The 17689-nt window shown below is 70.7% G+C and carries 21 protein-coding genes and 1 tRNA gene; 11 read left to right on the forward strand and 11 right to left on the reverse strand.

Translation table 11 applies throughout. The annotated features are described in order from the left end of the window. Positions 1 to 3 precede the first annotated feature (3 nt). The 3 genes from ACVHNB_RS39575 to ACVHNB_RS39585 are packed head-to-tail and all read right to left on the reverse strand — an operon-like array spanning position 4 to position 3745. Complete coding sequence (locus tag ACVHNB_RS39575; RefSeq protein WP_428953751.1) at positions 4 to 1470, reverse strand: sugar transferase; 1467 nt, start codon at positions 1468 to 1470, stop codon at positions 4 to 6. After that, a complete protein-coding gene (locus ACVHNB_RS39580) occupies positions 1467 to 2627 on the reverse strand; it encodes a glycosyltransferase family 4 protein (RefSeq protein ID WP_428953750.1) in 1161 nt (386 codons plus the stop codon). Before ACVHNB_RS39580 ends, ACVHNB_RS39575 begins: the two co-directional genes overlap by 4 nt. Before the next feature lie 20 nt (positions 2628 to 2647). Further along, a complete protein-coding gene (locus ACVHNB_RS39585) occupies positions 2648 to 3745 on the reverse strand; it encodes a DUF3344 domain-containing protein (RefSeq protein ID WP_456227023.1) in 1098 nt (365 codons plus the stop codon). 331 nt (positions 3746 to 4076) lie between these two features. On the opposite strand from ACVHNB_RS39585, the gene ACVHNB_RS39590 reads away from it, so the two are divergent. The 5 genes from ACVHNB_RS39590 (at position 4077) to ACVHNB_RS39610 (ending at position 6912) form a co-directional block, all read left to right on the forward strand. Further along, positions 4077 to 4316 (forward strand): chaplin, encoded by a 240-nt coding sequence (locus tag ACVHNB_RS39590; protein ID WP_428953748.1) that lies wholly within the window; start codon positions 4077 to 4079, stop codon positions 4314 to 4316. Between the two features lie 241 nt (positions 4317 to 4557). Continuing rightward, a complete protein-coding gene (locus tag ACVHNB_RS39595; protein WP_428953747.1) occupies positions 4558 to 5253 on the forward strand; it encodes a hypothetical protein in 696 nt (231 codons plus the stop codon). 293 nt (positions 5254 to 5546) lie between these two features. Beyond that, positions 5547 to 5831 (forward strand): hypothetical protein, encoded by a 285-nt coding sequence (locus tag ACVHNB_RS39600; RefSeq protein WP_428953746.1) that lies wholly within the window; start codon positions 5547 to 5549, stop codon positions 5829 to 5831. Positions 5832 to 5948: 117 nt separating this feature from the next. Next, on the forward strand, positions 5949 to 6194 hold the full coding sequence (locus tag ACVHNB_RS39605) for a chaplin (RefSeq protein ID WP_428953745.1): 246 nt from the start codon (positions 5949 to 5951) through the stop codon (positions 6192 to 6194). A 214-nt stretch (positions 6195 to 6408) separates the two neighbouring features. Continuing rightward, positions 6409 to 6912 (forward strand): DUF5949 family protein, encoded by a 504-nt coding sequence (locus ACVHNB_RS39610; protein ID WP_428953744.1) that lies wholly within the window; start codon positions 6409 to 6411, stop codon positions 6910 to 6912. Positions 6913 to 7004: 92 nt separating this feature from the next. Here the strand turns inward: ACVHNB_RS39610 and ACVHNB_RS39615 are convergent, their stop codons facing one another. Then, a complete protein-coding gene (locus ACVHNB_RS39615) occupies positions 7005 to 7214 on the reverse strand; it encodes a hypothetical protein (protein WP_428953743.1) in 210 nt (69 codons plus the stop codon). A gap of 100 nt (positions 7215 to 7314) precedes the next feature. Between ACVHNB_RS39615 and ACVHNB_RS39620 the strand changes: the two genes are divergently transcribed. Beyond that, complete coding sequence (locus ACVHNB_RS39620; RefSeq protein WP_456227024.1) at positions 7315 to 8004, forward strand: vitamin K epoxide reductase family protein; 690 nt, start codon at positions 7315 to 7317, stop codon at positions 8002 to 8004. Positions 8005 to 8011: 7 nt separating this feature from the next. Here the strand turns inward: ACVHNB_RS39620 and ACVHNB_RS39625 are convergent, their stop codons facing one another. Next, a complete protein-coding gene (locus ACVHNB_RS39625; protein ID WP_428953741.1) occupies positions 8012 to 8419 on the reverse strand; it encodes a response regulator in 408 nt (135 codons plus the stop codon). A gap of 224 nt (positions 8420 to 8643) precedes the next feature. Here ACVHNB_RS39625 and ACVHNB_RS39630 point away from each other — a divergent pair, with 224 nt between their 5' ends. The 3 genes from ACVHNB_RS39630 (at position 8644) to ACVHNB_RS39640 (ending at position 10564) form a co-directional block, all read left to right on the forward strand. Beyond that, a complete protein-coding gene (locus tag ACVHNB_RS39630) occupies positions 8644 to 9156 on the forward strand; it encodes a hypothetical protein (RefSeq protein WP_428953740.1) in 513 nt (170 codons plus the stop codon). Between the two features lie 82 nt (positions 9157 to 9238). After that, entirely contained in the window at positions 9239 to 9688 is a 450-nt protein-coding gene (locus ACVHNB_RS39635; RefSeq protein ID WP_428953739.1) for a tyrosinase cofactor, read from the forward strand. 6 nt (positions 9689 to 9694) lie between these two features. Beyond that, positions 9695 to 10564: a tyrosinase family protein gene (locus ACVHNB_RS39640; RefSeq protein ID WP_428953738.1), complete on the forward strand. Its 870-nt coding sequence runs from the start codon at positions 9695 to 9697 to the stop codon at positions 10562 to 10564. Between the two features lie 116 nt (positions 10565 to 10680). On the opposite strand, the gene ACVHNB_RS39645 is transcribed toward ACVHNB_RS39640, so the two are convergent. After that, complete coding sequence (locus ACVHNB_RS39645) at positions 10681 to 10947, reverse strand: chaplin (RefSeq protein ID WP_428953737.1); 267 nt, start codon at positions 10945 to 10947, stop codon at positions 10681 to 10683. 217 nt (positions 10948 to 11164) lie between these two features. Further along, a complete protein-coding gene (locus tag ACVHNB_RS39650) occupies positions 11165 to 11560 on the reverse strand; it encodes a hypothetical protein (protein WP_428953736.1) in 396 nt (131 codons plus the stop codon). Between the two features lie 264 nt (positions 11561 to 11824). Between ACVHNB_RS39650 and ACVHNB_RS39655 the strand changes: the two genes are divergently transcribed. Both ACVHNB_RS39655 and ACVHNB_RS39660 read left to right on the forward strand, forming a co-directional pair. Next, complete coding sequence (locus tag ACVHNB_RS39655; protein WP_428953735.1) at positions 11825 to 13027, forward strand: FAD-dependent monooxygenase; 1203 nt, start codon at positions 11825 to 11827, stop codon at positions 13025 to 13027. A 415-nt stretch (positions 13028 to 13442) separates the two neighbouring features. Continuing rightward, positions 13443 to 13694, forward strand: coding sequence for a chaplin (locus tag ACVHNB_RS39660; RefSeq protein WP_428953734.1), 252 nt, complete (start codon positions 13443 to 13445; stop codon positions 13692 to 13694). 99 nt (positions 13695 to 13793) lie between these two features. Here ACVHNB_RS39660 and ACVHNB_RS39665 read toward each other — a convergent pair. From ACVHNB_RS39665 to ACVHNB_RS39680, 4 genes are all read right to left on the reverse strand, one after another. Next, positions 13794 to 13866 (reverse strand) — tRNA-Lys (locus ACVHNB_RS39665). Positions 13867 to 14272: 406 nt separating this feature from the next. After that, positions 14273 to 16420, reverse strand: coding sequence for a DEAD/DEAH box helicase (locus ACVHNB_RS39670; protein WP_428953733.1), 2148 nt, complete (start codon positions 16418 to 16420; stop codon positions 14273 to 14275). Between the two features lie 241 nt (positions 16421 to 16661). Then, a complete protein-coding gene (locus tag ACVHNB_RS39675) occupies positions 16662 to 17177 on the reverse strand; it encodes a hypothetical protein (RefSeq protein WP_428953732.1) in 516 nt (171 codons plus the stop codon). Positions 17178 to 17295: 118 nt separating this feature from the next. Next, entirely contained in the window at positions 17296 to 17646 is a 351-nt protein-coding gene (locus ACVHNB_RS39680; RefSeq protein WP_428953731.1) for a metallopeptidase family protein, read from the reverse strand. Between the last annotated feature and the right edge of the window lie 43 nt (positions 17647 to 17689).

A 17689-nucleotide genomic window follows, 5' to 3' on the forward strand; every position in this document is an offset into this window, starting at 1 on the left:
TCGTCAACTTCCCGTCGGGCGGAAGAATTCGGTCGCCGTGCGCACCAGGATGCTGATGTCCCGCCAGAGCGACCAGTTGTCGATGTAGGCGTTGTCGAACCGGCAGCGGTCCTCGATGGACGTGTCGCCGCGCAGCCCGTTGATCTGGGCGAGCCCGGTGATCCCCGTCGGCATCCGGTGCCGTTCGCTGTAGCCGGGATGCGTCTCGCTGAACTGCACGACGAAGTACGGGCGTTCGGGCCGCGGGCCGACCAGGCTCATGTCGCCGCGGAAGACGTTCCACAGCTGGAGGAGTTCGTCCAGCGAGGTGCGGCGCAGGAACCGGCAGAACCAGGGCATCTGGTGCTCGTTGGCGACACTCCAGCGCGTCGCGGACTCGATCGGGTCGGCGGGCCGGTGGGTGCGGAACTTCAGCAGGGTGAACGGCCGGCCGTCCTTCCCGATGCGCTCCTGCCGGAACACCACACCGGGCCCCTCACTGAGACGCAGCCAGACGGCGCAGGTCAGGAGCACCGGGGAGGCCAGCACCAGCAGCACGGAGGAGACCGCCAGGTCCAGGGCGCGCTTGCCGGGGTGCAGCGGGAGGACCGGCCCCACGACCGGCCGGCAGCGGAACCCCGCGAGATACCGTCCGGCCGTCCGGTCCGCCGGGACGTACGCCGAGGTGTCCGGCTCCAACTCCCAGATCTCGCAGTGCAGTTCGGACAGGCTGCGCAGCCAGTTCCGGTACTCCGGGGCGCTGGAGCTGCCCAGCAGGATCGCCCGCCGGACCCCGTTCTGGATCACCGCGCGGCGCATGTCGCCCGCGGTCGTCAGCACCGGCAGCGCCGGTGCCGCGTCGCTCGCGCGCTGCTCCGCCGCACCGTCGCTGACGATGCCCACGAGGCGGACCCCGCTGCGCGGGTGGCGCTGCAGGGCGGCGGCGACGCGCGCGGCCGTCGGCTCCGGGCCCACCAGGAGGGTGGTGCAGGGCCGCCGGACCAGGGCCGCCCGGCGCCGCCAGTAGACGAGCGCCCGCCCCGCGAGAGTGAGCACGGCATGGGCGGCGCCGCCGGTGAGCAGCGCCCGGGAGCCGATCTCGTGCAGCGGCGGCAGACCCGCCGAGACGGCCGCCAGCACGCACCAGGCGATCGCGACGCGTCCGGCGACGGCGGGGCAGTCGTCGAGCATCAGCCGCTCGTCGACGCGGCGGTACAGACCGGCGTTCCGGAGCAGTGCGAGGACGAGGAGGACGAACCCCGCCAGCAGCAGCGGATGGCGCTGGAGCGGGGTGAGGGCGACCGTGCCGAGCAGGGCCGCCGTACTGTCCGTCGCGAGCAGCAGCGCGCGGGAGGAGTGGTCCTGGACGGGGCTGCCGACCAGGGTGATCCGGCTGCCGGCGGCGGCTCTCTGCGCGATGACCGTGGCGGGGGCGCCGGCCTCTTCGGCGGGCTGCCGGGCGACGGCGGAGGCGGTTCGTTCCGGGGTCACGTGGTGATCGGCTCTCTGCACTCGATGGTCTCCAGACCCAGAAGTTCGCCGTACACATCCGCGACCGCCGCGGCGGTGCGCCGGACGTCGTGGTGCGCGTGCACATGGCGGCAGGCGTCCCGGCCCCGTGCGCGAAGGCCTTCGGCGTCGCGCAGCAGATCGACGAGGGCCCGGGTCACAGCGGCGGGGTCGTCCGGCGGGACCAGGCACGAAGGTGCCGGGTGGGGCGGCAGACTCTCGCGGGCCCCGTCCACATCCGTGACGAGCACCGGGCTCCCGCAGGCCATGGCCTCCAGCGGGGCGAGAGCTATGCCCTCCCACCGCGAGGGCAGGACGACCAGATCCGCCGCCCGGTACCAGGGGGCCGGGTCGTCGACCGCCCCGGCGAAGTGGACCGAGGGGGGTGCCGAGGCCCGCAGCCGCGCCAGGTCGGGGCCGTCGCCCACCAGGGCCAGGCGGGCCTGTGGCACCTCGCGCAGGACGCCGTCCCACGCCTCGACGAGGACGTCCTGGCCCTTCTGGCGGCACAGGCGTCCCACGCACACGACGAGCGGGCCCGGGGATCCGTCGGCCGGCCCCGGCTCGGCGGGCCCCTCCGGATGGAAGCGCTCCAGGTCCACCCCGTTCGGGACGAGCCGCCACTGCGCGTCGATCCCGTGGCTCTCGCCCGTCTCCCGCTCGGCCCGGCTGACGCAGACCACCCGGGACGCCCAGCGCGCTCCGCGCCGTTCCCAGGTCAGGGCCATGCGCGCGCCGAGCCCGCCGACCGCTTCGAAGGACCAGGCGTGCGGCTGGAAGACGGTGGGCACGCGGCCCCGGACGACGAGCCGGGTGATCAGGCCCGCCTTGGCGCTGTGGGCGTGGATCACGTCGGGGCGGGTCCGGGCCACCACGTCGGCCAGCCGGCGCGCCTCCCGCACCACGCCCCGGTGCGGCGACCGCACGGCCGGCCATTCCAGGACCTCGCAGCCGAGGGCGGCCACGTCGTCGGGGAGCCCGCCGGACGGCGGGCAGGCCACCGAGACCTTCATCCCGGCGGCGAGCTGCCCGCGCACGAGGTCGGCCACCACGCGCGCCACTCCGCCATCGACCGGTTGCGTCACATGAAGCACGCGCGGCGGCAAGGGTGCAGACGTCACAGGTATCGCCTTTTCCATGGCTGAACTGAGGAACGCGGCTAGGCCCGGGCGTCGACGGCGCCGAAGAGCACCCCGACCCACGCCGTGTCCCTGGTGGAGACCAGCCGGAAGTCCAACGCCCTGCCGCCCCGGCCGACGGCCTTGTCGAGGGAGAACACGTCGGAGTCGTAGCCGAGGGTGTTGTCATGAGCGGGAGTCCGCTGCAGCGGCCGCTCGCCCGGCTGGCTGATGGTCGAGTTGAGGACATCGCCCGCGGGGTTGGCCCGGTCGGACAGCGCCACCGGGGCGCCCCGGCCGGTCGAGACCGTCAACGAGTCGCCGGTCCGGCCGCGGTCACCGTTGTAGGCGACCAGCCCCGCGTAGCCGCCCACCCCTTCGGCGAGCGGCGCCTTCACGTGGAAGGACTTGCCGGCGTGCTGCCCGGCGAAGGTGTCGAACCCGTCCCGCACGAACAGATGCCGCAGCGGCTCGGACTCGTTCTCGTACGCGGCCACGAGCGTCCATCCGCCCCAGGCGCCCGCGACGGTGCGCCCCATGGCGACGTTCAGCTGCGCGACGGTGTACATGCCGGACCCGCTGGACCGCACCAGGTCGGTGACGTCCGCGGAGGCCTGGTAGGCGTCCGCTCCGCCCGCGACCCGGTGTCCGACCACGGTGTCGGCGAGCACCTGCTTGTACTCGCCGCCGGGCTCCGCGACCAGCACGCGCCCGTTGTCACGCGGCGGCTTCTGCTCTCCGACCCGGAGGTTCCCGCCCCAGTACAGACGTGCGTAGGTCACGCGCGATCCGGCCGGTACACGGACCTCCGCGGCGGACGAGTTGTACGTGTTCGGGTCGCGGTCGATGTCCGTGTAGAACATGTCGAAATCGCCGTTGCCCGCCGTCGCGCCCGCTCGCGCCTCGGCGCACCCGACCTTCTCGGTCGAGGCGGCGCCCCGGCAGGTGATGGCCGCGTTGGCGGCGCGGACGATCCCGCCGTGCAGCACGGCGTCGTACCGCTCGGTGAACGGGATACGGGGCTTCTCGGCGACCGGCTCCGTCGGCGTCGCCGTCGCCTGACAGGGCAGGGACACCGCCGCCAGGGACAGCAGACCCACCGTCACGCGGCGCAGGAAACAGCCTTTCGAATTACGCACGGCCGGCTTCCCTTCCAGGAATGAACAGACGTTCTGCAGCACCAGACAGGTGAATAGGAAAATCACACTTATCTGTTGACCCCTTGCAGCGCATACCGCCCGAACGGGGAGCCGCCAACAGTAGCGGCAAGAAAGTGAGTTTCACTTGATACACGATGTGTGTTGGAGTTGTGAAATTGCCGCTCCGGTCATGTCGACACCCTGCGACGCACTTCAATGACCCAACGGACATTCACCCGTTCGGGGCCGCAACTCCGTACGGGGGCTCCCCGTTGCACCACGAGCCGGGCACCTGTCCCGGCCGAACAGAATGACCTCAAGGAGCATGTTCATGTCGCGTACCGCGAAGGCAGTCGTTTTCTCCGCCGTGGCCGCCGCCGCCATGGCCGGCACCGCCGGCATCGCCGCCGCCGACAGCGGCGCGCAGGGTGCGGCCACCGGCTCCCCCGGCGTGATCTCGGGCAACGTCGTGCAGGTCCCCGTGCACGTGCCGGTCAACGTCTGCGGGAACACCGTCAACGTCATCGGTCTGCTGAACCCGGCCTTCGGCAACAGCTGCGTCAACAGCTGACGCGCGCAGCCCGGCTCTTCCACAGCCGCCCCTCTTCCCAAGGGGCGGCTGTTTCTTTTCGCCCACCCCCGTGCCCCGTATGGAGGTGGGTGCCCGACAGTCGGCCACAGGGCCTCTCACCAGGAAGAACGACAGGGACGCGAGCACGGGACGAACACGGAGAGCGGCGGTTCGGTTGCAGGTCGTAGTGGGTCATTCCACGGTGATCTCAAGCACCAACACACCCTCGAAGGGGAAAAACATGCCCGCTTTGCCCGTACGGCGCCTTGCGACCTCCGCTCTCTGCGCGTCCCTCCTGATCGGCGCGGCCGCTCCGGTCTTCGCCGCGGACTCCGCCAGTGAGCGCGTCAGCCGCACGGTTGTGTCATCCGCCCCGGTGCCCGGAGCCGATGCCCTGCTGAGTCAGACCAAGAGCCTGCACGACACCGGTGGGGTCCTCACTCCGGTCACCGACCTGCTCGACGCCATCCTCAAGACGAAGGACGGCAAGCTGCCGGCCGACGAGGCCCAGAAGCACGCCGACGCGGTCAAGACCGCCATCGACACGGCCAAGGAGCAGGCCGCGTCCGCCCCGGTTCCGAAGGCTCCCGAGGGGACGGTGCCCGACGACGCGAAGGCGCCGCTCGACGTCAAGGGCGACGCCCTGACCGCACTGCAGTCCGCGGTGGACGCTCTCGTGAAGGCGGCGACGGCGGGCGACGTCACTGCCATCGCCACGCAGGCGCCGGTCGTCGTGACCGGGCTGGTCAACTTCGTCGCGGCCACGCTGCTGAGCGGCGGGCTGCCCGCCCCGAACCTGCCCGGCCTCCCGGAGCTGCCCAAGCTGCCGGCCGCCGAGCTGCCGTCCACCCCGGCGCTCCCCGAGACGCCGGCCCTGCCGCAGACCCCGGCCCTGCCGCAGGCCCCGGCTCTCCCGCAGACGCCGCTCTCCTCCTAGCCGGATCCAGCCGGCGCCAGCCGGAACGCGCCTGTGGCGAAGCAGGCGCCTGAGCCCGTCGGGGCGGCCGAGTCGGCCCGCCCCGACGGGCTCTCGGCATGCCACGAAACTTCATATTTACGCCCGCAGAACCGTTCTTTCGAGTGGGGAATCAATAAACATGGGCACCACGGGGTTTCCGTCGGCGAAGACGGTCGTTGGGTAAAGAGAAGCGAGACATCGGGCATTCAGAATGCCTCGGACAGTGAATATTCCATGCCGATGACGAATTGTCATCGAGGAAAGGATAAACAATGAAGGCTATGAAGGCCGCTGCTGTTGTCGCCGGTTCCATGGTGATTGCCGGTGCCGCTGCCCCCGCCTTTGCCTCCGACCTCACTCCGACGAGCCTGAACGGTGCCCTGGACACGGTCACCAGCCAGCCGACGCTCGATGTCGCGCCGGTGGACAGCAACCTTCTCGACCCGAAGAACGACGACGGTCTCGTCGGCACCGTCTCGGGTGCCGCGGACGGTCTGAACCCGGGTGGCGCCGCCGCCCCCGGCAGCCTGCTCGGTGGTCTCCCCGTCGGCCAGTAACCCTTCTTCACCCATTGATCCGAATGGGCGAAGGGTTTATGAGGGTGTGTCTTTGCGGCAGACCGCGCAGACGGCCCTAATACGATCCAGGAAACCCCCTGTAGGAAGGCTCGTGAAATGAACACTGCCAAGAAGGCCGCCCTCGTCCTCGCCACCGCCGGCCTCGCCGCGGGTGCCGCTTCGGGCGCCGCTTTCGCCGACGGTGGCGCTCACGCCGAGGGTGCCGCGGTGCAGTCCCCGGGTGTCCTCTCCGGCAACCTCGGCCAGGTCCCGGTGCACGTTCCGGTGAACGTCTCCGGCAACACGGTCAACGGCATCGCCGGCCTCAACCCGGCCTTCGGCAACACCGCCGTCAACGACTGACACAGCGCAGCGTTCATTCGCACGCTGGGCCACGCATCGAAGGCTGGTTCGGAACCTCCGGGGTTCCCGAACCAGCCTTCGGCGTTACCGCCCTCAATTCATCGCGAGCGAAAGTCAAACCGCTGTGCGTGAATTCCTCGATCGAGTGTGCTTCGTTCCGCCGATCGAGTGACAGCGCGGCGGCGGACAGAAGCTGTCTCGCTAGGCTTCCTCGGTGACTTCAACGCCGAGCATTGACACCACGTTTCGAGCCGCCGATCTCGGAACTCTCGCCGTCATCGCCTGGAGTGGGGAACACGTCGAAGAGGAAAGCGATATGCCTTTCCTCCTCGCCTACTCCCTGGGTGATTCCCCGGCGGGTCCCGAGGCCGCGGAAGCGGCCGTGGCGGCCCACCTGCACAACAACGGGCTGACCGTGGGCACGACCGTCCACGACGGTGCGCGGCATCCGAGCTTCCCCGTCTCGCTGCTGGTCGAGGCGGGCCAGGCCGTCGTCTCCATGCCGCTGTTGAACGCCCAGTGCCCGGTGCCGCCCGAGTGGCTCGCGGCCGCGGAGGCACGCGGGAGCGCGTACTTCATCTTCACCACCCGGCCCTGGCCCACCGCGGCCCCCGGCCGGCCGGTACCCGAGGGCGAGCTGGAGAAGTTCGCGGGCGCCGAGGAGACCCTGACCGCGGCCGCGCACTGCATCCTGCCCATCCGCCGTATCCGCTCATAACCGCCCCCACATGCGTCCGTGGTGCAGCGGCGGATCGGCGGGCTGCCGACCGACACCTCTGCACCACGGCGGATGACTCCTGGTGGGCCTGCTCAGCCGAGGCCGACGCCCAGGCCCAGACCGAGGTCGAGGCCATGGTGGTGCCAGTGGTGCCAGCACTCCCAGTCGTCGCCGCACGGGTGGGCTGCCGTGGAGCGGACGGGCGTCTGGGGCGTGGCCGCCTGGGCCGTACCGGCCAGCGGCAGGAAGACGGCGACGGCGAGCAGGGCGGCCACAGAGGTCCGCCGGGCGATCTGCTTCACGAGAGAAGTCCTCTCTGTCTGTGTTGGGGACACGAATGACGCTAATGCCGCCGTCCGCGCTTGTCGCGCTGAGCGTCACCACTGAGGACTCTCCGTAATCATGCCTGTTCGTAGCCAGTTGGAGGATGCGGTGAGCACGGACCAGCAGAGGGCCGCAGCGCCCGCCCGGCCTCAGGTCGGCCGCCAGTACACGCGGGCCGAGGACGCGGCGCCCCACGCCGAGCGGGCCAGGGGTGCGGCGCTGCTCATCGTCCTGACCGGGGTGGCCGGACTGCTCGCCTCCTGGGTCATCACCCTCGACAAGTTCAAGCTGCTCGAGGACCCGAACTTCACCCCCGGGTGCAGCCTGAACCCGGTGGTCTCCTGCGGGAACATCATGAAGAGCGCGCAGGCGTCCGTGTTCGGGTTCCCCAACCCGATGCTCGGGCTCGTCGCGTACGGCATGGTGATCTGCGTGGGGGCGAGCCTGCTCGCCGGCGCGCGCCTGCCCCGCTGGTACTGGCTGGGCTTCAACGCCGGCTGCCTCTTCGGCGTCGGCTTCGTGACCTGGCTGCAGATCCAGTCCCTCTACCGGATCAACTCGCTGTGCCTGTGGTGCTGTCTGGCCTGGGCAGCCACCATCGTCCTGTTCTGGTACGTGACTTCGTTCAACGTCCGCACCGGTCACCTGCCGGCGCCTTCCGGGGCGCGCGTCTTCTTCGCCGAGTTCTCCTGGGTGCTGCCCACGCTGCACATCGGCGCCGTCGGCATGCTGGTCCTGACGCGCTGGTGGGACTTCTGGACCAGCTGACTTCGCGTCAGCAGTTCGGGTCCGACGCGCACCCGGCCGCGAACCGCCCGTAGATCGTGAGCAGATAGCGGGCCTTGAAGCGGAGCGCCTGCGGATCCAATGGCGTGGTCAGGACATCCGCGACCTCCAACTGGGCCGCCTCGACCACGAATCCGGGCAGGTGCCGACGATCGGACAGCGTGATGACGGGAATGCAGCGCATGGGCGCGAGCCTGCGCATGTACCGGACGACCTCGAGCCGGTCCGCGGCGGGCGGCCCCACCGACAGCACGACCAGCCCCACGCCACCCCGTATCAGGGCCTTGAGGGCTTCGTCGTTGGAGGAGGCGTCGACGATCGGGACGCTCAGCGGGGTGAGCGCGGCCTCCAACGCCCGGACACCCCAGGCGCATTCATCGATCAGCAGAATCTTCACGCGGGGAGACCTCGACCTTCCTCCGGCCGCCTCGGTCGTGGGCGCAACAGAAAGCAGCGCGCGATCTCGGCTGCGCCGACAGAGGGATTGTCCTGCACATCGGCAGCACAGAAGGCCCACTGTCCACGAATTAGTCCCGCCGAGGGAATTCTGCACTGATGTCGCAGGAAGGATCGTTACCCCTGATGCGTCATCATCCTGAGATGAAGGGGATCAAACCCGAAATGAGCATCAAAGTAAGAGGAACGATCGCGGTACTGGCCGGCTGTATCGCCGCCGCCGCGGGCGCCACCCCTGCCGTCGCGTCGGGGCAGGTGCCCGTCGAGGTACCGCTCGGCGGCGTGGAGAGAGCGCTGCACATGGACGTTCCCCGGCTGAGCACCGCGGCGCCCATCCCGATCCCCGGCACTCCCGAAGGCCCCCGGTACGAGAAGGACCACGTACTGCCGCAGGGCACGGTGCCGCGGCTGCCCCTCAGCAGCGAACTGCCCGCCACCGAGGCCGAGGTGCCGCTGCCTCGGCTGCTGGGCCCGGAGGACGCCGAGCACACCGACCGGCTGGGCCTGGACACCGAGGCGTCCCCCGTGCGGACCCTGACGCCGGGTGCTTCCGTGAATCCGCCGCTGACCGGCCCCCGGCCGCACCGGTTCGGGCTGCCGGAGGTCTCGGCTCCGCAGGCCGCTCTCGGTACCCCTGACGTGCAGGCGCAGCCCGGGGCGGACCTGGCGCTGGGCTGACATCCCGAGGTGGGCCCGGCCCACCCGCCGGCCCGCGCTCGTGACCACAGGCGGGCCCCCACACCTGCAGGAGGAGATGGTCGTGAATCCCCATGTGTCGCTGACCGGCGCGCGGGCGGCGAAGAGCGTCACGGTGCCGGCGGACACCGGCCGGACACCGGGCGCGCAACCGCTCCTGACCCGGCGCAGCGCGGGCCTGATCCTGCTGGGCGTGGCCGCCACCGCGACCGCCGTGGTCCAGGTCCGTCCGTTCCGCTCGCCGGAGCCGGCCGCCACGCCCGAGACGTTCGACGAGACGTATCGCGGGCGGCGGATCACCGGCGTCCGGGTGCCCGGCTCGGGGGCGGGCGCGGCCCCCGAGTGGCAGGTCGCCGTCGACGGGCGCCCGCTGCACCTGATGCGCCGGGCCGACGGTTCCTACCTGAGCATGGTCGACCACTACGAGTCGTACGCGACCCCGCTGGCCGCGGCGCGCGGGGCCGTGGCGGAGCTCGGCGACCAGGCACTGCGGACTCCCGAGCGAGAGGTGTGAGGACCGGTGGCCCACGTTCGGCAGAACCAGAGCACGCTCACCAAGGCGCAGAAGAGGCGTTTCGTGGACGCCGTGCTCACCCTCAAACGCAAAGGCCGCTACGACGAGTTCGTGCGGACGCACATCGATTTCTATATGGGCGACGGTGACGGCGGTTTACGGGTGGCCCATATGACCCCGTCGTTCTTTCCCTGGCACCGGAAATTCCTGCTGGAGTTCGAGAGGGCCTTGCAGAAGGTGGACGCGGGCGTCACGGTTCCGTACTGGGACTGGACCGTGGACCGTACTCCGGCCGCCTCTCTGTGGGGTGAGGACTTCCTCGGGGGCAACGGCCGCGGCTCCGACCGGCAGGTGACGACCGGGCCGTTCGCGCGCCGGCTCGGCCACTGGACCGTCACGGAGGCCGTGACGGACGGCGACTTCCTCATGCGGGACTTCGGTCGGCCGCAGGCCCCGGTCGATCTGCCGAGCAAGGACGAGCTCGCCTGGGCGATGAGCGAGTCCGAGTACGACGCGAAGCCGTGGAACTCGCTCGCGCCCAGCGGGTTCCGCAACCGGCTGGAGGGCTGGCCCACCCGCCGCGGCGATCGCACCTGGTTCAACCACAACCGGGTGCACCGGTGGGTGAGCGGCCACATGCTGGGGGCCGCCTCGGTCAACGACCCGGTCTTCTGGCTGCACCACGCCTTCGTCGACCTGTGCTGGTCGCGGTGGCGGCAGCGCCATCCGAAGGCGGCTCCCTATCTTCCGGTGGAGCAGCCCGGGCTCGGCGACGCGCAGCACGGCCGCGTCCTGGTCGCCGGCGACACCATGCCGCCGTGGAACACGCCCCTGCGCGACATGCTCGACCACACGTCGCTGTACCGGTACGAATGACCGCCCGTACACACGTGACGGCCCCCGGCACCGTCGGTGCCGGGGGCCGTCATCAGGGCGCTGCGCGGGGAACCACCGGTCGTGTCAGCCGGAGTTCACCCGTACTCCCTGGAGAGTCAGCCGCCGTAGCCGGCGTCGCCACCGTCGCTGTTGACGCACGTGTTGCCGAACGCCGGGTTCAGCAGGCCGATGACGTCGACGGTGTTGCCGCAGGCGTTGACCGGGACGTGGACGGGGGCCTGGAGCAGGTTGCCCGACAGGACACCCGGCGAGTTGGTGGCTTCGCCCTGGGCGCCCGCGTCGGCCATGGCCAGACCGGCGCCGCTGAGCACCACAGCACCCGTGCCGAAAGCGACAGCGGCTGCCTTCGCGATGCGAGACATCACGTTCTCCTTTTGCTTGGCAGGTGCGGCCGCGTGGTCGCAGCCGTCGCCTGTTCAACGGGCAGGGCCCACAGGCAGTAACGGCTGATAGCGGGATACATCCTGAAAACGACAGGAATCCGGTCCGCGTGATCGACCGTCATCCCGTCGTTCCCGTTGTTCCCGTTGTTCCGTTGTTCCCGTTGTTCCGTCGTTCCCGTCGTCCCCGTCATCCCGGTCAGAAGACGGGGACCACTGTCTTCCCCGCGTAGACGCCTCCCCGGCACACCTGAGATCCGCCGCCGGCGTCGCCTCCCTCTTCCCAGCGAATGACGCCACCGCCGACCTGGCACTCGGCGGGCGACAGATAGTCCAGGTCGAAATGCGGCCGGCGCACGAAGGCGAACCCCGGGTCGGATCCCTCCGCGGCGGGACCGGCGCCCTTCACCTTCTTGACGCACCGATAGGCGTCACCGCCGCCGTAGACCCGGAACACGGGAGCGCCCCCTTGCGCCCGGCACTCCCGCGCGGTCAACAGCACCGGGGGGTCCTGGGTGTCGGCCGTCGCCGGGGACGAGGGAAGCCAGGCGAGCGCCACGGCACCGAGCAGGAACGCACATCGCGTGAAGAACATTCTTGGGTACGCCTTTCCGTCACCGCCCGCCACCGGAGCGGCCGGGCAATTCCAGACTGATCTCGTCCGCGGCCCTGCGCAGTCGGAGAGGACTGAACGGGGCGTCCCGCTGCCGGGAGAAGAGAACAGCTCAAGAACCACCGGGCCGCCCTGTCGTTTCCTGAGTAGTACCCAATCGGTACTTTCCGGGCTCGCGCGTGTCGTGCCGCGCGGGTCCGGCCGCATTTTTCGAGCAGCGCCATCACCTGAAGCGGAGGAGCTCATATGAAGGTGGTCTGCGCCGGCGGGGGGCCCGCGTCCCTGTACCTGGCCATTCTTCTGAAACTGCAGGACCGCGACCGGGACATCACGGTCCACGAGCGCAATCCCGAGGGATCGACGTACGGGTGGGGTGTCACGTACTGGCCGGACATGCTCGACACCCTCAGGGCGCACGATCAGGTCTCCGCGCGCGCCATCGAGGAGCATTCGGTGCGGTGGAGCGACGGCGTGGCGCACGTCGGCGGGCGCACCACGGTCCACCACGGTGACGAGGGTTTCGCGATCGGCCGCCACCAGTTGCTGAGGATCCTCGCCGAGCGGGCGTCCTCCCTGGGGGTCGAGGTGCGCTTCGGTCATCCGGTCGCGCCCGGCGACCCGGCCCTGGACGGCGATCTGGTCGTGGCCGGGGACGGGGCGCGGAGCGTGCTGCGTGACCAGCACGCGGAACACTTCGGCACCCGGGTCGTGTCGGGGCGCAACCGGTTCATCTGGCTCGGGACGACGAAGGTCTTCCGCTCCTTCACGTTCGCCTTCGTGGAGACCGGCCACGGCTGGCTCTGGTGCTACGCGTACGGCTTCGACGGCGAGCACAGCACCTGCATCGTCGAGTGCTCGCCGGGCACCTGGACGGGTCTGGGCCTCGACACCATGGACCGGGACGCCGCCCTGCGGCTGCTGGAGAAGCTCCTGGCCGAACCGCTGCAGGGGCACGAGCTCATCGGCCGTACGGACGTCGACGGACCGTCGCAGTGGCAGCAGTTCCGCACCGTCACCAACCGCGTCTGGTCGCACGGCAATCTGGTCCTGCTCGGCGACGCCGCCCACACCACCCACTACTCCATCGGCGCGGGCACCACCCTGGCAATGCAGGACGCCATGGCGCTGGCCCGGGCCCTGGAGGGCTCCGCACCGCTCGCATCGGCCCTCGGGCACTACGAGCAGGTCCGCAGGCGCGAGTTGCTGCCCCTGCAGAGCGCGGCACGGCACAGCGCCGGCTGGTACGAGAACCTGACCCGGTACATCCATCTGGAACCGCATCAGATGTTCGCCCTGCTCGGGCAGCGCCACTCCCCGTTGCTGCCCTACGTGCCGCCCCAGCTGTACTACCGGGTGGACCGGGCGGTCGACCGGACGCAGGCGCTGCGGTCACTGAAGCGCTGGCTCGGTCACCGGGTCGCGCGCATCTTTCAGAATCAGAACAAGTGACCCGCCATCAGGTGCCCCGACAAGGATGCGCGGAGATTGCGTCGGGATAACGTCCCGTCCCTCCGGCCGGTGCACTTCGTTGAGCACACCATGGAGCAGAAGAGAATCGATCCGACAGACATGTCGAGTCCTCCATCGGACACTCCGATCTACGAAACCGTGGTGCGCCTGTGGCAGGCCCATGGGAGGACGGTGCCGGGGCGGCCCCGGCCGGCGCGGCCGGCCCGTGGCTGGGTGCGGGTCGACGCGGCGACGAAGCCGCGGTTCTGACCGCCGATACGGCCGCCCGCGTACGGGAATTCGACCGATCCCCCGCCTTTCGGGACACGCCCGCCGACGGCTCAATTCGCCGGGCCGGGCGGCGAGCGGCGGTGTGATGGGAAAGTCATATTCCCGCATCTATCAGGGAGATTCGATGCGTCTTCGCGTATTCGCCGCCGCCACGGTGCTGGCCGGGACCTCCGTTCTGGGTTCCGCGGCCGTAGCCTCCGCGCTGGACGGCCCCGACGGGGCCAGCGCCGCCGCGGTCGCCGAGCACAGCCCCGGCGTGCTGTCCGGGAACGTCGTCCAGATCCCGGTCGATGTCCCGGTCAACGCGTGCGGCAACTCGCTCAACGTGATCGGCCTGCTCAACCCGGCGTTCGGCAACGCCTGCGTGAACGGCTAGGTTCCGGGCTCCACGCGAACGAAACAGCGCTCGGGCCGACCTCGGTCGGCCCGAGCGCTGCTCGGCGATTCAGAGGGGCGAACCCCTCTCCCTCACTCGTAGACCCTGTGGGACTCGAACCCACAACCAATGGATTAAAAGTCCACTGCTCTGCCAATTGAGCTAAGGGTCCACGCACCGGCTCGCGCCGACGCACCCCCGAGCATAGCCCGACGGCGCCGCGACGCCGATCGGGTATCGGCATCCCGGGGTGTCCGGGCCCGAACCACCCCCAGGAAGCTCGAACTGGAAATCGCCCTCGTAGACGTTCCAGCCCGTCGCGATCCTCGTCCGCGACGTGGACGAGCCGTTCCCCTTGCCGTCGTTGCGGTACAGGTTCCCGGAGGTGTCCCGCACGACGAAGTCCGGTGGGCCCGCAGATCCGTACAGCCAACGCCCGGTCGCCTGAAGCTCCTTGACCGTGTGCCCGGCGCCCCGGTGGACACAGAAGTGATGGCGCGTTGCACGGGCTCCCGGACGACAAAGCGGGCCCACCCGTAGAGGGGTGGGCCCGCTTCAGCGATCAGTGCTGACCAAGATCAGCCGTTGCGCTTCCAGCGCGGCTTGTCGTCACGGCGGCCGAACGACGAACCCGAGCCGGAGCCGGCGCGGTCGTCACGACGGCCGTAGGGACGGTGGCCGCCGGTGGAGGGGCGGTCGTCACGGCGGTCACGGTTGAACGGACGGTCGCTGCCGCGGTGGCCGCCGGACGGACGGTCGTCACGGCGGAAGCCGCCACGGTCGTTGTCACGACGCTCGAAGCCACGGCCGCCACGGTCGCGGTCGAAGCCGCCCCGCTCGCGGTTGTCACGGTTGAAGCCGCCACGGTCGTTGTCGCGACGGTCGTCACGGCGGAAGCCGCCACGGTCGTCACGGCGCTCGAAGGAACGGCCACCGCGGTCGTTGTCGCGACGGTCGTCACGGCGGAAGCCGCCACGGTCGTTGTCACGACGCTCGAAGCCACGGCCGCCACGGTCGTCACGGCGCTCGAAGGAACGGCCACCGCGGTCGTTGTCGCGACGGTCGTCACGGCGGAAGCCGCCACGGTCGTTGTCACGACGCTCGAAGCCACGGCCACCACGGTCGTCACGGCGGTCACGACGCTCGTAGTTGCCCCGCTCGTCGCGGCGCTGACGCGGCTCGTACGAGGACGAGCGCTCGGAGCGCTCCGGCTGCTGCGGCACCTCGGCGGCGACGGCCGCGGCGACCTGCTCGGCGGCGGCCTCCGCGGCGGCGGCGACGGCCGCGGCCACGCCCTCCTCGTCCTCGCCGCGCTCACGGGCGGCGCGGGCGGTGAGGCGGTCGGCCTCCTCGCGCAGCTCGCCGGCGCGACGGGTGGCGCGCTCGAGCTGCTTGGTCAGGTCGGTGACCTCACGCTCGGCCTGCTGCGCCGCGTTGCCCGCGGACTCGGCCTGCACCTCGGTCATGGACCGGGCGCCGGTGATCTCGGCGACCTCCGGGTCGAAGGCGGCGCCGCCCTGGATGATGTGACGCCCGGCGTCGACGCCCGCGTCCTCCATCAGGCGGAAGATCTGGCGGCGCTGGTGCGGCAGGGACAGGGAGACGACCGTGCCCGTGCGGCCGGCGCGCGCCGTACGGCCCGCGCGGTGCAGGTAGTCCTTGTGGTCGCCGGCCGGGTCCACGTTCAGGACCAGGTCGATGCCGTCGACGTGGATGCCGCGGGCGGCGACGTCGGTCGCGACGAGCGCGTTGACGTAGCCGTCCTTGAAGTCGGCGAGGGTGCGGGTACGCGCGCCCTGCGTCATGCCGCCGTGCAGCGCGTCGGCCTTCACACCGGCCTCGCGCAGCTGCTCGGCGATGCGGTCGGCGCCCAGCTGGGTGCGGACGAAGATGATCGTGCGGCCCTTGCGGGAGGCGATGGCCGCGGTGACCGGCGCCTTGTCCTTGGGCTTCACGATGAGGATGTGGTGCGACATGGTCGTGACGGCGCCCTGGGCGGCGTCGACCTCGTGGCTGACCGGGTTGTTCAGGTAGCGCGAGACCAGGGTCTGGATCTCGTTCTCCATCGTGGCGGAGAACAGCATGCGCTGGCCGCCGGCCGGGACCTGGTCGAGCAGCTCGGTGACCTCGGGCAGGAAGCCCAGGTCGGACATCTGGTCGGCCTCGTCGAGGACGGCGACCTCGACGTTCTCCAGGGAGCAGGCGCCGCGGTTGATGATGTCGCGCAGTCGGCCCGGGGTGGCGACGAGGATGTCGACGCCGCGCTCCAGGGCGTAGATCTGGTTGCCCATGGACGTACCGCCGCAGACGACCTTCATCTTGAGGCCGACCTGGTCGCCGTAGGGCTGCAGCGCGTCCGCGACCTGCATCGCGAGCTCACGGGTCGGGGTGAGGATGACGGCGCGCGGCTTGTGCTTCTCGGTGCGGCCGCCGGACAGGCGGGCCAGCGTCGGGAGGCCGAACGAGAGGGTCTTGCCGGAGCCGGTGCGGCCACGGCCGAGGATGTCCTTGCCGGCCAGGGCGTCCGGGATGGTCGCGGCCTGGATCGGGAACGGGGTGGTCACACCGTTCTGCGCGAGCTTGCGCACGACGCCCTCGGGCAGGCCGAGGTCGGCGAAGGTGATGGTGGGCTCGTCGTTCTCGATCACGTCGTTCTCGACGATCTCGGTGTTCTCGACGGCGGCGTCGATGTTCTCGACGGGGGTCTGGTCAGCAGAAATGGACATGCGAAATGCGAAACCTTCCGGAGTCTCGGCACGCGCCCGTCAACTCCGTGTATTCGCAAATTCGCAAATCGACCGCCTCAATGCGGTCCAGCCACGGCAAGGGAGAGTACGCGCCACGCGGCGCTCCTGTGCGGCGCCGGGCAAATGGGATCAAACGATCTACCACCATACGCACCCCCCACCCCCGAAGGCAAACCGCACCCTTGAGACCCCGCTCACACCGGAGGCCGAGGCACGGGGTCTACGCCGGTTCCCCGGCCCGGGGCGCGGGCTCTCCCACCATCTGCGGAGCGGTCTGCTGCTCGTGCGCGGACGACGACGGCTCCGCGGTCGACGGGGACGGCGGCGGCGTGGGCGTCGGCGTCTCCTTCGGCGGCTCCGGCGGCGTCGGCGTGGCGCGCGGGGTGCTCGGCCGGGTCGACGGAGTGCTTCGCGAGGGCGACGCCGGCTTCGAGGGCGCGGCGCTGCGCGACGCGGACACGGCGGGCGACGCGGACCCCGAGGCCGAGGCGGAGGCGTCCGGGCCCGCCGACTCCTCGCCGGCCGCCCGCGCGCCGACCCGGCCCCCGCCGCCGGAGACCACCGTGCCGCCGTCGGGCGCGGCGTCGCCGCCGCGGTGCGCCGTGGAGTGCGAGGGCGCCGGCGGCCGCCCGTCGTCGGCCACGCTCATGCACCCGGCGGCCGCGGCGACGGCCACGGTGGTCGCGGCCAGACGGCCCAGTCGAAGGGCACTAAGCGATACGGACAGCTGGCGCACGGGACGCACCTCCGGGCACGTGACGGGGTCACCGTTCCCAACTCCCGCGCCCCACAAGAGGACACGCGCCACGACGGCACGGCACAAAGCCCGCACAAACGGCGCCCGGCCGAGCCCCTCAGCCGTACCCGAGAGCGTGCAGCCGCGCGTCGTCGATCCCGAAGTGGTGCGCGATCTCGTGCACCACGGTGATCTCGGTCTCCGCGACGACGTCCTCCCTGGACTCGCACATCCGCAGCGTCGGCCCGCGGTAGACGGTGATCCGGTCCGGCAGCACGCCCGCGTACCACTCGCCGCGGTCGGTCAGCGGGGTCCCTTCGTAGAGCCCGAGCAGCTCGGGATCGTCGGCGGGCGGCTCGTCCTCGACGAACACCGCGACGTTGTCCATCAGCCGCGTCAACTCGGGCGGAATCCGGTCGAGCGCCTCGGCCACCAGTTCCTCGAACTCCTCGCGCGTCATCTCCAGCACACGGCCCATTGTCCGGTACGACCCCGCATATCCACCCGTCCAC

The organism is Streptomyces sp. YJ-C3 (genome assembly GCF_053891275.1).